Raw genomic sequence first — 14,015 nt, forward strand, 5'->3', positions numbered from 1 at the left:
GTATTGGGCTGAATACCTAAGATATCGGCAGCAGAACGTGCGGTTACTTCCAATACAAAATATTCAAGCAGTTTTCTTTGCAGACTCTTCTTTAACTTACAGTGGGTTATCTTCATTTTGGCAGCCTGTCATGACTGCTAATCTACGTCAGCCCCAAAATAAAACCTTAGACGCATCGAAGCTGTTGCCGAAAAACATATACAAACACGCGCCGAACACCAAAGCCAGCGCCAGCAGCATACTGTTTTTATAGCCGAATTTCGGCAGGAAAGAAGCCACGAAAAAAGAAACGATGGCAATCGGCAAGTCTTTAAACGCCTCCAGAATGCTCGCTTCCGTTTCCGTAACGCCATAATTGGCCAGCGATTGTTTGATTACAATGCCGACACTGTTGAGCAATATGGCAAACACAAAATAATTGATAAACAGTGCAAGTTTGATACCGAGGTTTTTCATAAGAACCCACCTTGAGTTTTATTGTCGAAAGATGCGGCAAAGCGGCTTTCCCAACAAAAAAGCCGCATGGCACAATATTGGATGTTTACTTGAGAAACAGTTTCACAGGCCGTCTGAAAACTTTTCAGACGGCCCCTTATGCGTTTTACGCTATAATCCCACACTTCGACAAATTCCCCGTTTTTTCAAGCACAAAACATGATTCAACGCAAAATTCTCGTAACTTCCGCCCTGCCTTATGCCAACGGCAGCATCCACCTCGGCCACATGGTCGAGCATATCCAAACCGACATCTGGGTGCGCTTTCAAAAACTGCGCGGCCACCAATGCCACTATTGCTGCGCAGACGACACCCACGGCACCCCCATCATGCTGGCGGCCGAAAAACAAAACCTCACCCCCGAAGCCCTGATTGAAAAAGTGCACGCCGAACATCTGGCCGACTTCGGCGGCTTTTATATCGGCTACGACAACTATTACTCCACCCACTCGCCTGAAAACCAACAGCTTTCAGAGCAAATCTATCTCGCCCTGAAAGCAAACGGCAAAATCGAAAGCCGCACCATAGCGCAGCTTTTCGACCCCGAAAAACACATGTTTCTGCCCGACCGTTTCGTGAAAGGCGAATGCCCCAAATGCCGCGCCCGCGACCAATACGGCGACAACTGCGAAGTGTGCGGCACCACCTACGCCCCCACCGAGCTGATTAACCCCTATTCTGCCGTGTCGGGTGCCGCGCCCGTGTTGAAAGAATCCGAGCATTTCTTTTTCAAACTCGGCGAGTGTGCCGACTTTCTGAAACAATGGACGGCCGGCAGCACCACCCTTTCAGACGGCCGCACCCGGCCGCATCTGCAACCCGAAGCACTCAACAAAATGAAAGAATGGCTGCACCCCGGCGAAAACGGCGAAGGCAGCCTTGCCGACTGGGATATTTCCCGCGATGCCCCCTATTTCGGCTTTGAAATCCCCGGTGCGCCCGGCAAATATTTCTATGTGTGGCTCGATGCCCCGGTCGGCTATATGGCCTCGTTTAAAAACCTGTGCAGCCGCATCGGTTTGGATTACAGCGAATATTTCCAAGCCGGCAGCCAAACCGAGATGTATCACTTTATCGGCAAAGACATTCTCTATTTCCACGCCTTATTTTGGCCGGCCATGCTCGAATTTTCCGGCCACCGCACCCCTACCGGCGTGTTTGCCCACGGCTTTTTAACCGTGGACGGCCAAAAAATGTCGAAATCGCGCGGCACCTTCATCACCGCCCGCTCCTATCTCGAGCAAGGCCTCAACCCCGAATGGATGCGCTACTACATCGCCGCCAAACTCAACAGCCGCATCGAAGATATCGATTTGAATCTTAACGACTTTACCGCCCGCGTAAACAGCGATTTGGTCGGTAAATACATCAACATCGCCGCCCGCGCCGCCGGCTTTATCGCCAAACGCTTCGAAGGCCGTCTGAAAAACGTTTCCGGTAGCCCCCTGCTGCAACAATTGGCCGCCCAATCAGAAACCATCGCCGCCGATTACGAAACCCGCGAATACGCCCGCGCCCTGCGCGAAATCATGGCATTGGCCGATGCCGTAAACGAATATGTTGATGCCAACAAACCGTGGGATCTGGCCAAACAGGAAGGGCAGGGCGAACGCCTGCACCAAGTGTGCAGCGAATTGATTAACGCCTTCGCCATGCTCACCGCCTATCTCGCCCCCGTGTTGCCGCAAACCGCGCAAAACGCCGCCGAGTTCCTGAATTTAGACAACCTCACCTGGGCCAATACCCGCGAAACCCTGTTTGAAAACCACACCATCAACCCCTATCAACACCTGATGCAGCGCGTGGAGCAAAAACAAGTGGACAACCTAATCAAAGCCAACAAACCAAGCATTCAGAAGGCCGCCAACCCCGATACCGCCGCCGCACCTGATGACCGCTATGAAAAAGTGGCCGCTCAGGCCGGTTTTGACGACTTTCTCAAAATCGATATGCGCGTGGCCAAAGTATTGAACTGCCAAGCCGTAGAAGGCAGCACCAAACTGCTGAGATTCGACCTCGACTTCGGCTTCGAGCAGCGCGTGATTTTCTCCGGCATCGCCGGCAGCTACCCCAACCCTACCGAACTCAATGGCCGCATGGTGGTTGCCGTAGCTAACTTCGCCCCGCGCAAAATGGCCAAATTCGGCGTATCCGAAGGCATGATTCTTTCCGCCGCCGGCACAGACGGCAAACTGCGGCTGCTCGATGTACACGAAGGCGCGCAGCCGGGGGATAAGGTGGGTTAAACCCACTGCTTCGGCATTGAATGCAGCAAAGGCCGTTTGAAAACGGGTGAACTGTCCCCCAATACTTAGATAAGTTAAGAATCTTTCTCAAACAGCCTTTTCAAGCCGGATTCTGTAGCCGACAGAACCCGGCTTTTTTTAAGTTTAAACTAATCCGTTCATGATTGTAGTAATGTATGTAATCATCTATTACAATTGCCAGTTACGCCACTGATAGTGCGCCTTCTTTATAGAAGCTTTCCGTTTTCAGTATACCGAAGCAACCCTCCATCGGCGCATTGTCCCAACTATTGCCTTTTCGCGACATGCTTTGCACCATTCCTTTCCCAGCCGGTTTTACCCGATCAGCATTTGTCCGGTACGGCACACCCCGGGCGGAATGCAATAGCAGGGTTTTGCCTTTCAGACGACTAAATGCTTTTCCCGGCATTCGCGTTACCATTTTACTGTCCGCTCTGCGGCCTAAACAATAGGCCGCAATCTCTCGATTAAACACATCCAATATCGGCGATAAATACAGTTTCCCGTCTGTGCATTTGAACTCCGTAACATTGATCCGCCATTTATCTGCCGGTTTGTCGGCAGTAAATTCACGATTGGGAATATTGTCCGAAGCCTTCTTTCCTATTGCCTGCAGGCGGTAGGATTTTTTGCTGCGGCCTTTAGCTTTTGGTTTCAATAAACCCATAATGCGCTGCACTTTCTTTTTATTCCGCGACAATACTGCAGCAATTTGCCGATGACCCGGGCGGCCTTTGTGTCGGCGATAGGCTTCACTCACTGCGGTTTTTGGTCGCTGCATCGGGATCGGCTTTGCCGATAGGGTAATGAAAGCTGCTTTTGGGAATGTAGGCACTGTGCGTCAGATATTTCAGCGGGTGTTCCGCTCTCAACGTTTAAACGGTTTGGTAGCTTTGGCAGCGTACCCTCCTTTTCATTGAGGGTTTTCATGTGTTTTAGGCAGTCGTTCTACACCCTCATGTACCCCAACTCTTCAATCAGTTGTGCTCGGGTTTATCGGTGATAAACGGGTTTTTGCATTTAGTCTTCATAGAGGCAGCCTGTAGGTGTTGAAGTGCGGCGATACCGCCTTGCCGATAAGCGGCTATCCAACGGCGTAGATGTGTGCGTGAGACGTTGAAGTACCATTTGGTGCGCTGTTGGCTGTGCACTTGGTGATAATAGGGTGCGGCTTGGTATTTGAAGTTGGGTGTATATTTGAACATAAGAAAACAGCACCTTTTAAAATTGGAGGAAGTGTTTAACTTTCAAAGGTGCTGTTCAGCATTTCAAACGGCCTTTCTGGCGTTTGGCTGCGGTAAGTTCGGCTGTTGTCTGATTACTTCTTCAGCTGCTCGTGTAGCTCCTGTAGGCTGTATACGCCCAGTGTATTGATGCTTTTGGCGCCTTCGCTCATGGCTTCGCCGCCGGCGATGGTGGTGTATTGCGGTATGCGTTGGGTGAGTGCGGTGCGGCGGATGCTGTGGCTGTCGGCCACCGATTGTGCATCGCTGCTCACGGTGTTTACCACCACGGCGATTTCACTGTTTTTGATGGCATCCACAATATGCGGGCGGCCTTCGCGTACTTTGTTTACCACGGCTACATCTGCCACGCCGTTTTCTTTCAGATAGGTTGCCGTGCCGCGTGTGGCAACCACGCTGTAGCCGAGTTGTTGGAAGTTTTTCGCGGTTTGCACTACCAGCGGTTTGTCTTCGTTGCGCACGGCAAGAAACACTTTGCCGCTTTCGGGCAGGCGCTCGCCGGCACCCAGTTGTGATTTCAGATAGGCTTCGCTGAAGGTGGCACCCACGCCCATCACTTCGCCGGTGGAACGCATTTCGGGGCCGAGAATGGTATCTACGCCGGGGAATTTGATAAACGGGAACACGGCTTCTTTCACGGCGTAAAAGTCGGGAACCACTTCTTTTTCAATGCCTTGCTCTTTCAGACTGATGCCGGCCATTGCGCGTGCGCCCACTTTGGCCAGCGGCACGGAGGTGGCTTTCGACACAAACGGCACGGTGCGTGATGCGCGCGGGTTCACTTCGAGTACGAACACGATGCCGTCTTGTACGGCAAACTGCACGTTCATCAGGCCGACCACGTTCAGTGCATAGGCCATTGCTTTGGTTTGCCGGCGGATTTCGTTTTGTATGTCTTCGCTTAGGGAATACGGCGGCAGCGAGCAGCCGGAATCGCCGGAGTGGATGCCGGCCTGTTCCACATGCTGCATGATGCCGCCGATTACCACATCGCGGCCGTCTGAAACGCAGTCCACATCTACTTCGATGGCGTTGTTCAAAAAGAAATCGAGCAATACGGGGCTGTCTTCGGAAACCTGTACGGCTTCGCGCATATAGGTTTTGAGTTGTTCTTGGGTGTGTACCACCTGCATGGCGCGGCCGCCCAACACATAAGACGGGCGCACCACCAGCGGGTAGCCGATTTCTTCGGCCGACACCAGGGCTTCTTCTTCGGTGCGCGCGGTGCGGTTGGGCGGTTGGCGCAGGCCGAGGTTGTTGAGCGCTTGTTGGAAGCGTTCGCGGTCTTCGGCGGCATCGATGGAGTCGGCCGAAGTGCCGATGATGTTGACGCCGTTTTCCACCAGTGCGTTGGCGAGTTTCAGCGGGGTTTGGCCGCCGTAATGCACAATCACGCCCCACGGGTTTTCGGTGCGCACGATTTCGAGCACGTCTTCTAAGGTGAGCGGCTCGAAATAGAGACGGTCGCTGGTGTCGAAGTCGGTGGACACGGTTTCGGGGTTGCAGTTCACCATAATGGTTTCAAAGCCTGATTCGCGCAATGCCAGGGCGGCGTGTACGCAGCAATAATCAAACTCGATGCCTTGGCCGATGCGGTTGGGACCGCCGCCGAGTATCATCACTTTTCTGTTTTCAGACGGCCGGGCTTCGCATTCTTCTTCATAAGTGGAATAGAGATAGGCGGTGTCGGTGGCAAATTCGGCCGCACAGGTGTCCACCCGTTTGTAAACCGGGTGCAGATTCAAATCATAGCGGTGTTTGCGCACTTCTGTTTCGCCCACGCCCAACAGTTGCGCCAAACGCTTGTCGGAAAAGCCTTTGCGTTTCAGACGGCGCAGGGTGGGGTAGTCCAGACCGTTCAGGCGGCCGTCTGAAATTTTCTGTTCTTCTTGAACCAAATCTTCAATCTGTGCCAGAAACCACGGGTCAATTGCGCAGATTTGGTGGATTTCTTCTCTGCTGAAACCGGCGCGGAAGGCATCGGCCACATAGAGAATGCGTTCGGGGCCGGGGTTGGCCAGCTCGCGGCGGATTTCGTCTTGGTTATCGGTTTTCGGATTGAGGCCGCACAGGCCGGTTTCCAAACCGCGCAGGGCTTTGTGCATCGATTCCTGAAGAGTGCGCCCCATCGCCATCACTTCGCCCACCGATTTCATCTGTGTGGTCAGGCGGTCATCGGCGGCGGGGAATTTTTCAAAGGCGAAACGCGGGATTTTCGTTACCACATAGTCAATCGCAGGCTCGAACGATGCGGGTGTCCGCCCGCCGGTGATGTCGTTGCGCAATTCGTCCAAAGTGAAACCCACCGCCAGTTTGGCCGCCACTTTCGCAATCGGAAAGCCTGTGGCCTTGGAGGCCAGCGCGGAAGAGCGCGACACGCGCGGGTTCATCTCGATCACAATCATTTCGCCGTTGGCGGGATTGACGGCAAACTGAACGTTGGAGCCGCCCGTGTCCACGCCGATTTCGCGCAACACCGCCAGGCTGGCGTTGCGCATGATTTGGTATTCTTTGTCGGTGAGCGTTTGCGCGGGTGCAACGGTAATCGAATCGCCGGTGTGCACGCCCATCGGGTCGAAGTTTTCGATCGAGCAGATAATGATGCAGTTGTCGTTTTTGTCGCGCACCACTTCCATTTCATACTCTTTCCAGCCCAGCACCGACTGCTCGATCAGCAGCTCGTGTGTGGGCGAGGCATCGAAACCGCGTTCGCAAATGGCGGTAAATTCGTCTTTGTTATAGGCAATGCCGCCGCCCGATCCGCCCATGGTGAAAGAGGGGCGGATAAGGGTGGGAAAGCCTACCTGCTCCTGTGCGGCCAATGCTTCGTTCATGGTGTGGCAGACAAACGATTTCGGCGTGTTCAGGCCGATTTTCTCCATGGCTTCTTTAAAGCGGCCGCGGTCTTCGGCTTTGTCGATGGCATCTTCGGTGGCGCCGATTAATTCAACGTTATACTTCGCCAGCACGCCGTTGCGCGCCAAATCGAGCGCGCAGTTGAGTGCGGTTTGGCCGCCCATGGTCGGCAGCACCGCATCGGGACGTTCTTTGGCGATAATCTTTTCCACGGTCTGCCACATAATCGGCTCTATATAGGTAACATCGGCCATATCGGGGTCGGTCATAATCGTGGCGGGGTTGGAATTGACGAGAATGACTTTATAGCCCTCTTCGCGCAAAGCCTTGCACGCCTGCGCGCCGGAATAGTCAAACTCACAAGCCTGGCCGATCACGATGGGGCCGGCGCCAATGATTAAGATGGATTTCAGGTCGGTACGTTTGGGCATGATTTTACTTTCTCACGGAATATATTCAGTCGGGTTTTATATGGTGTCCGGCAATCATTCAGACGGCCGCAGGCTGCCGTATCAAAGCGCAACGGCTGCGCGTTAAAAGCTGGTGGCAAAGGTGGCCAGGCCGAGAACAATGCCGGGCGCGTTGACCGGCGCCACGGGAATATCGCGGTTTTTTTAAACAGGGCGTAAACCACCCACAAGGTGCAATTGACGGCAGCCACCAAAGGTTGCAGCCATGTGCCTTTCTGGCCGGCCAGATTCATTTGGATCTGCGGAATGTAGGCAATATACCCACCGCCATCATGGTAGCAACGATGGATAAAATGCGGATTTGCTTGTCGTTAAACGGCATGATTATTCTCTGATTTTAAATTTTTTATTGTTTGTTTTGTTTTTTGCCTTTCAGACGGCCTGTATCGGGCGGAGCCGTATGAAAATATCCGTTCAAATATAGCGGCTGATTTCCAGCAGATTGCCGTCCGGGTCGCGCAGATAAACCGATTCGATTGCGCCGGCTGCGCCCGTGCGGGGAACAATGCCGCTTAAGGTTTCGATGCCGTGCGCCCGAAGCTCCGCCAGCACCTGATCCAGCGGGGTGTCGGTGAGCAAACACAAATCTGCCGTGCCACAGCCGGCGTTTTGCGCATGGGGCGGTATTTCGGCACCGAGCCAGTGCAGGTTGATTTTCTGGCGGCCGAACAACAGCGCTTTGCGGCCTTCGCCGAAAGTGGTTTCCCGCATACCCAACACTTGCGTGTAAAACGCGATGCTGCGCGGAATATCCGCTACCGTCAGCACCAAACGATCAAGCGCGGTAATGTTCATGATTTCACCGTATTTATTTACCGGGGCGGCGCATACAGGCTCTGCAGCCGCCGTGCTGTTCTATACTGCACCGGCAGTGCCGGTGTTTTCTTTCGAGGCCGTCTGAAAGCGGGATTTCTGAAAGCGGGATTAAGATTATACGGCCTTATTGCAGCCTGTCTGCCGAAGCGCACCCCACACAGCCCCCGTGTTTCTGCCGGCAAACGCCGTCTGCAATATGCTTCTTTCAGACAGCCCGAGTGTTATGCTTTCAGACGGCCTTGGCTGACGGCGGCGCGGATTTTCTGATCGGTTTTGTATTGGCTCAGCGCGTAAACCGACCAGATGGCGGCAGGCACCCAGCCGATTACAGTCAGTTGCAGAATCAGGCAGATGATGCCGGCAAAGGGGCGGCCGATGGTGAAAAACTGCAACCACGGCAAGATAATGGCTAAAAGCAAACGCATGATAAAAACTTTCTGAAAATCGGGTTTGGAAAATGCAGCCGTAAAAGCTGCCGTATTGCGGGTTGGGCCGGGTAGGGCGGCAAGAGCCGCAGACTGTGCGGCGGTTGCGCTGCTGCGCGAAACGGCCGGGTTCGGCAGGTTTTTCAGGTATAGCCTGAATCCGCCCCTCTCTGCTCTAATTTAAAAATTCCGCCGCTGCCTGTTATCGTCCAATCTGTTGCCGCCGGGGCGGTATCAGGCGGTTTTGGCGGCTTTCATGTTGTCGATAAATTTATCGAACAGATAAGCCACATCGTGCGGGCCGGGGCCGGCTTCGGGGTGGCCTTGGAAGCTGAACGCGGCCTGACCGGCCAGCTCGATGCCTTGCAGCGAACCGTCAAACAGCGAGCGGTGGGTTACTTTAACGTGCGCCGGCAGGCTCTCGGCATCCACTTCAAAGCCGTGGTTTTGGCTGGTAATCATCACTTTGCCGCCGGCCAAATCCTGCACCGGGTGGTTGGCGCCATGATGGCCGAATGCCATTTTGCGGGTTTTGCCGCCCACCGCCAGCCCCAACAATTGATGGCCCAGGCAGATGCCGAACAGCGGTTTTTTGCTTGCCAGCAATGTTTTCACGGCATCAATCGCGTAACTGCAAGGCTCGGGGTCGCCCGGGCCGTTGGAGAGAAACACACCATCGGGGTTTAAAGCCAATACATCGGCGGCAGGGGTTTGCGCCGGCACCACGGTTACGCGGCAGCCGCGTTCCGCCAGCATGCGCAGAATGGTGGTTTTGATGCCGAAATCGTAGGCAACAACGTGGTAAGGCTGTTCAGACGGCCTCACAAAGCCCCTGCCGAGCTGCCACATGCCTTCGCGCCATTCATAAGGCTCGGTGCAGCTCACTTCTTTGGCCAAATCTTTGCCCACCATGCTGCCGAACTCGGCAATCAGTTTGTGCGCCTTTTCTTCGGCGGCATCGGCGCCGGTTAAAATCGCGCCGGCCTGTGCGCCTTTGTCGCGCAGAATGCGGGTGAGGCGGCGGGTGTCGATATCGGCAATCGCCACAGTGCGGTTGCGCACCAGGTATTCCTGCAAACTTTCGCTGCTGCGGAAATTGCTGTGAAGGAGCGGCAGGTCGCGGACAATCAGGCCGGCGGCATACACGGCGCGGCTTTCCGTGTCTTCGCCGTTGGTGCCGGTGTTACCGGTGTGCGGATAAGTGAGGGTAACGATTTGCTTGCAGTAAGAGGGGTCGGTGAGGATTTCCTGATAACCGGTCATCGAAGTGTTGAACACCACTTCGCCGGAAGTCGTGCCGTGAAATCCCACCGAGGTGCCGTGAAACACGCTGCCGTCGGCGAGCACTAAAATTGCGGGTGTGGTCATGATGGGTATCCTGTGAGGGCCGGGTTATGAAGCAGCACAAGGCCGTCTGAAAGAATCCGGCTAAAAAAAAACACGCCGCACGGTTTTTAAAAACCGTGTTACGTGCCTTTCAGGGCATAACTCTATGCTGTAGAAGCAAGATATTTTAAGCGAAATGACGCACGGGCTCAAGCAGAAATAAAACGTTGCCGGCCGGCAAGCGCACCCGCCGTTTCAAAAACAGATTGACAGTATCTTGTCAATCTGTTGCATTTTAAGAGAATTTCATGCCTCTCTCTGCTCTAAAAAATGCAAAAAAACCAATCGGCATGATAAAATCACTCGCATTTCCATACAAAAATTACATTCAGTATCCCGCATCAGCTGTTCAAGCTTTTTCGGACGATTATGAAAGACTGCACATTATGAAAAAAACACCTTTGCGATTCTGCACAACAGTTCGCCCGATGATTTACAGCTTATCTTCGGCTTTTGCATTATTGGCAACCGGAACGGCATCTGCAAATTTTGCCGATACGCCCATCCGTCTTCAAAACAAAACCGAAATTCGAGGCGGAGCGGGCAAGGTAAAGCCGAATGTCATGCTGTTTGTCGATGACTCGGGCAGTATGGAGTACCCTCCCCGCAACGTGCAATCACCGGCAGTTTGGCCCGAACGCAGCCGTATGTCTATTGCAAAAGAGGCCTTGACTTCCGTCGTCGGCAAATACCAATCGCAAATCAATTGGAACATACAGACTCTGAACAATAACAACTCGGTAAATATGTCTGCCTATACCGATGATTGGCAATCCGTTATTAAAACAATCAATAAAATGTCATCTAAGGGCGGGACGCCCACAACACGTCGGTTTTACGAGCTGTCGAAAGTTGTCAGAAACAATACCCGATACAGGTGTCAAAAAAACTTTATTCTGCTGATGTCCGACGGCGATGCAAATTTAAGCTGTTCATGGACCAATTCCTTAATTTTCAATTTTTCCGGCGATGATTATTTTGGCCGGCCTCCTGCCGTAGGGCAATGTGTCAGCAAAATAGATGGAAATTTCCATTCTTTTTGGGATAGAAACACAGGACTGTCATTTTTCAGCCAAACTTTGGCCACCAAAGATTTTAAAACAAGCGGCACAGACAACACAGGCAAAAGTTGGAACGGAGATCCCGCAGATCCCAAAGGCTCTGATGGGCAAAGCCAGTATGCAAAACAAATCGCAGAAACATTCACTATCGGTTTTGGCGAGGGATTAACTGATGCCGGCAAGGAATACCTTAAAAAAGGTGCAGCCGGAAGCACGACCCGCAAACCTACGGATAAAATATTTTTCAATGCCCGAAATGCAGACGAACTGGTTAATGCAATCGGCGAAATCTTCGACAACATTGAGCACAACAACCAGAATAATTCACAAGAAAGCGTCGGCACGGCTGCCCCTGCCGTAACAGGCAACGGAACCGATAAAGAACCGAGAGCGGCTCTGTCGGTATATGTCGATCCGCAAACATGGAGCAGTCAATTGCGTTTCTATGAACTGGCACAAGACGGGTCATTTAAAAACAGCTTTAAACTGCCCTCTTTTGCCGGGCGCAAAACGCTTATCAACACGGGAACGCCCAACGGTGTTTTTTGGGCAGATACGCTTAACGGCAGTAATACGGATTTCGGTATTTCAAGCACTACAGCAGACGAATGGAAAAACGCGCTGATACCGTGGACCGTACGCGGAAACAAGGCCGATTCCGTGATTAAGGCCGAGGCTGCCAACAATCGATACAGCCAAACCTATCGTGACCGCAATTTTGATAATTCAGGCAATCCGGTGAGCGGCAAGCGCGATTTGGGCGATATTTTAGACAGCGGCATCGCCACTATCGGTAAAACCGTTAATGGCCGCCAAGAATTTTTATTAACTGCCGCCAACGACGGCATGGTGCATCTGTTTCAAAGCAGCAGCGATGCCAACCACCCGTATAGCCTGAAACTCAGCTACATCCCTGCGGGGATGGAACGCGACAGCGGCAACGGCGGTGAAACTTTGGGCAAGACTCTGAAAGAACTCGCCGTTGAAGGCTATGGAGCGTCCACCCCGCACCGCTATATGGTTAACGGCGGATTTGTCGTGCGCCAAACGCCTGCCCCCGCAGGTGAGGTTAAAGGCCAGCAAACAGTCATGTTTGGTGCCATGGGTCAGGGCGGGCGCGGTGCTTATGCGTTGAATGTCGGCGGAACCAACCGCAAAAGCGGCACGGCAATCGGCTTGAATGCCGCCGACAGAAGCTGGAACACCCAAGTGCCTTTATTTGAAACTGAAAAAGGCGCAAACAATACATTGGGCTACACCATCGGTACGCCGCAAATCGGCCGCATTTCTATCCAACGCCCCGCCGCAGGCAGCCGAGAGGCCGTAAAAATCTCTGAAAATGTACGCTATGCAGCATTTCTTGCCAGCGGCTACCGCAAACAGGATATCAATGATGCTGCCAACGAAACCGCCCTCTATGTTTACGATTTACTGGGACAGGAAGCCGCAACGGGAGAAGTAAAAGGAGCCAAGGCAGGCGATCTGATCAAGAAAATCCCAGTTCCAAACGGCGTAGGCGGATTATCCAGCCCCACCCTGTTGGACACCGATTTCGATGGCATTACCGATGTGGCCTATGCAGGCGATTACGGCGGCAATATGTACCGCTTTGATCTGCGCGGAGAAAAACCCGGCAACTGGAAAGTTGAACGTATCTACGCCGGTTCGGCATCCCAACCGATTACCGCCGCCCCTGCCGTTTCCCGCCAATCTCTCAATAAATATGTAGTCATTTTCGGAACGGGCAGCGACATATACCAAAGCGATGCCGCCAGCAAAGCCCAGCAGGCAATTTTCGGCATTTTCGATGATTTGACCCCGTCTGAAACAAATACTGCCACAACAAAAGCAGTAGCAACTGCCGGCGATTTGTTACAACAAACATTAACTGCAAAAACGATTGAAGGTAAACAATACCGCTTTTTAACAAACAACCTGATAAAGCCTGAACATAAAGGCTGGAAAATCGATTTAGGCGCAACCGACGGCGAACGTGTTGTTGTAAAACCCACTATGATTTTGCGCAGCGCGTTTGTAAATACCCGCATTTACAAAACCACCCAAACTATTAATTCGACAGACGATGTATGTATTCCCGAAACTACTGAAACCAAAACGGAAAGCAGCAACTGGGATCTCATTATGCATGCCGACACCGGCGGCGCACTGTCAAAGGCCCATGCACATATCCGATACTTGAAGCAAGACGGCACGCCCATTTTGAACAACGGCTTTTTTGCAAACGGGCAAATGCACAGCGGTATTGACGGCACCACTTACGTTAACACAGCCCAACATGCCGCCAACACCCCTGTTACACTTGACGGCGATAATGGCGGCTCAGGAACCGATGGCCTGTTAAGCACAAACAACCCCATCCCTAGGAACCAATGCTTTACCGGCAAAGGCGACCATTTTATTGTGAAAGGTAGCGGTAATAGTTTTGCAGTCGATGGCCGCAACTGCGGCATACGACGCATCAGCTGGAGAGAAATCTTCTAAACTCATACTTATCAAATGATGAGATGCAGCTATTGACAATACGGTATAGTTTTCATATTATGCGCACTCTTCCGGGTCGTTAGCTCAGCTGGTAGAGCAGCGGACTTTTAATCCGTTGGTCGAAGGTTCGAATCCTTCACGACCCACCAAATTTTCCAAGCCTAAACAAGTGTTTAGGCTTTTTTCTTTGCTGCCGCCTATTTTGTGGTGTGCCAAATTTGTGCCATGATTCAGGCCGACACCGTCCAATAATGCAGCATGTCTGTGCAGGTGTTCGGGCGCAAGATGGGCATACTGCTGCACCATGCTCACGCTCTCCCATCCGCCCATTTCCTGCAAAGCAGCGAGCAGAACACCGGTCTGAACCAGCCAGCTTGCCCATGTGTGGCGCAGGTCGTGCCAGCGGAAATCTTCGATACCGACCGCTTCCAACGCCTTTTTCCACGGCTTCTGTATGTCGCAAACCGGCTGCCCGCGCCTGTTGACAAACAC

Annotated in this window: 11 protein-coding genes, 1 tRNA gene and 3 pseudogenes; 4 read left to right on the forward strand and 11 right to left on the reverse strand. The window is 52.8% G+C overall.

Annotated elements, in window-relative coordinates:
* A pseudogene (locus IR141_RS10580) lies at positions 1-116 on the reverse strand (IS1595 family transposase); the annotation flags it as partial.
* Between the two features lie 31 nt (positions 117-147).
* A complete protein-coding gene (locus IR141_RS10585) occupies positions 148-456 on the reverse strand; it encodes a hypothetical protein (protein WP_209304423.1) in 309 nt (102 codons plus the stop codon).
* A gap of 201 nt (positions 457-657) precedes the next feature.
* On the opposite strand from IR141_RS10585, the gene metG reads away from it, so the two are divergent.
* Positions 658-2,742 (forward strand): methionine--tRNA ligase, encoded by a 2,085-nt coding sequence (gene metG, locus IR141_RS10590; RefSeq protein ID WP_135037001.1) that lies wholly within the window; start codon positions 658-660, stop codon positions 2,740-2,742.
* A 100-nt stretch (positions 2,743-2,842) separates the two neighbouring features.
* On the opposite strand, the gene IR141_RS14230 is transcribed toward metG, so the two are convergent.
* From IR141_RS14230 to carA, 8 genes and pseudogenes are all read right to left on the reverse strand, one after another.
* Positions 2,843-2,944, reverse strand: coding sequence for an IS3 family transposase (locus tag IR141_RS14230; protein ID WP_135037004.1), 102 nt, complete (start codon positions 2,942-2,944; stop codon positions 2,843-2,845).
* The gene (locus tag IR141_RS10600; RefSeq protein WP_135036989.1) at positions 2,945-3,544 is read right to left on the reverse strand and encodes a DDE-type integrase/transposase/recombinase; all 600 of its coding nucleotides are present in this window, start codon (positions 3,542-3,544) and stop codon (positions 2,945-2,947) included. It lies immediately after the preceding gene.
* A 196-nt stretch (positions 3,545-3,740) separates the two neighbouring features.
* Positions 3,741-3,968: a helix-turn-helix domain-containing protein gene (locus tag IR141_RS14235; RefSeq protein ID WP_228068234.1), complete on the reverse strand. Its 228-nt coding sequence runs from the start codon at positions 3,966-3,968 to the stop codon at positions 3,741-3,743.
* Between the two features lie 113 nt (positions 3,969-4,081).
* The gene (gene carB / locus IR141_RS10610; protein ID WP_135036992.1) at positions 4,082-7,294 is read right to left on the reverse strand and encodes a carbamoyl-phosphate synthase large subunit; all 3,213 of its coding nucleotides are present in this window, start codon (positions 7,292-7,294) and stop codon (positions 4,082-4,084) included.
* 102 nt (positions 7,295-7,396) lie between these two features.
* Positions 7,397-7,655, reverse strand: a pseudogene (locus IR141_RS10615) (hypothetical protein).
* A gap of 92 nt (positions 7,656-7,747) precedes the next feature.
* Positions 7,748-8,128: a VOC family protein gene (locus IR141_RS10620; protein ID WP_135036995.1), complete on the reverse strand. Its 381-nt coding sequence runs from the start codon at positions 8,126-8,128 to the stop codon at positions 7,748-7,750.
* A 242-nt stretch (positions 8,129-8,370) separates the two neighbouring features.
* Positions 8,371-8,574: a YqaE/Pmp3 family membrane protein gene (locus tag IR141_RS10625; protein WP_135033431.1), complete on the reverse strand. Its 204-nt coding sequence runs from the start codon at positions 8,572-8,574 to the stop codon at positions 8,371-8,373.
* A gap of 234 nt (positions 8,575-8,808) precedes the next feature.
* On the reverse strand, positions 8,809-9,942 hold the full coding sequence (gene carA, locus IR141_RS10630; protein WP_135036998.1) for a glutamine-hydrolyzing carbamoyl-phosphate synthase small subunit: 1,134 nt from the start codon (positions 9,940-9,942) through the stop codon (positions 8,809-8,811).
* 1,038 nt (positions 9,943-10,980) lie between these two features.
* Between carA and IR141_RS13510 the strand changes: the two genes are divergently transcribed.
* From IR141_RS13510 to IR141_RS10640, 3 genes are all read left to right on the forward strand, one after another.
* Positions 10,981-11,190, forward strand: a complete 210-nt coding sequence (locus IR141_RS13510) for a hypothetical protein (RefSeq protein WP_228068235.1) — start codon at positions 10,981-10,983, stop codon at positions 11,188-11,190.
* A gap of 131 nt (positions 11,191-11,321) precedes the next feature.
* A complete protein-coding gene (gene pilC / locus IR141_RS10635) occupies positions 11,322-13,523 on the forward strand; it encodes a PilC family type IV pilus tip adhesin (RefSeq protein ID WP_368667168.1) in 2,202 nt (733 codons plus the stop codon).
* Positions 13,524-13,596: 73 nt separating this feature from the next.
* Positions 13,597-13,672: transfer RNA gene (locus IR141_RS10640), tRNA-Lys, on the forward strand.
* A 67-nt stretch (positions 13,673-13,739) separates the two neighbouring features.
* Here IR141_RS10640 and IR141_RS10645 read toward each other — a convergent pair.
* Positions 13,740-14,015 (reverse strand): annotated as a pseudogene (locus tag IR141_RS10645) (tyrosine-type recombinase/integrase); the annotation flags it as partial.

It is taken from the genome of Neisseria sp. 19428wB4_WF04 (assembly GCF_015235335.1).
Taxonomy (GTDB): Bacteria; Pseudomonadota; Gammaproteobacteria; order Burkholderiales; family Neisseriaceae; genus Neisseria; species Neisseria musculi.

Bases quoted from the DNA above. Each gene is read 5' to 3' on its own strand.
- IR141_RS10585 (WP_209304423.1), bottom strand. From the start codon at position 456: ATGAAAAACCTCGGTATCAAACTTGCACTGTTTATCAATTATTTTGTG.
- IR141_RS10600 (WP_135036989.1), bottom strand. From the start codon at position 3,544: ATGCAGCGACCAAAAACCGCAGTGAGTGAAGCCTATCGCCGACACAAA.
- IR141_RS14235 (WP_228068234.1), bottom strand. From the start codon at position 3,968: ATGTTCAAATATACACCCAACTTCAAATACCAAGCCGCACCCTATTAT.
- carB (WP_135036992.1), bottom strand. From the start codon at position 7,294: ATGCCCAAACGTACCGACCTGAAATCCATCTTAATCATTGGCGCCGGC.
- IR141_RS10620 (WP_135036995.1), bottom strand. From the start codon at position 8,128: ATGAACATTACCGCGCTTGATCGTTTGGTGCTGACGGTAGCGGATATT.
- IR141_RS10625 (WP_135033431.1), bottom strand. From the start codon at position 8,574: ATGCGTTTGCTTTTAGCCATTATCTTGCCGTGGTTGCAGTTTTTCACC.
- carA (WP_135036998.1), bottom strand. From the start codon at position 9,942: ATGACCACACCCGCAATTTTAGTGCTCGCCGACGGCAGCGTGTTTCAC.
- IR141_RS13510 (WP_228068235.1), top strand. From the start codon at position 10,981: ATGGAAATTTCCATTCTTTTTGGGATAGAAACACAGGACTGTCATTTT.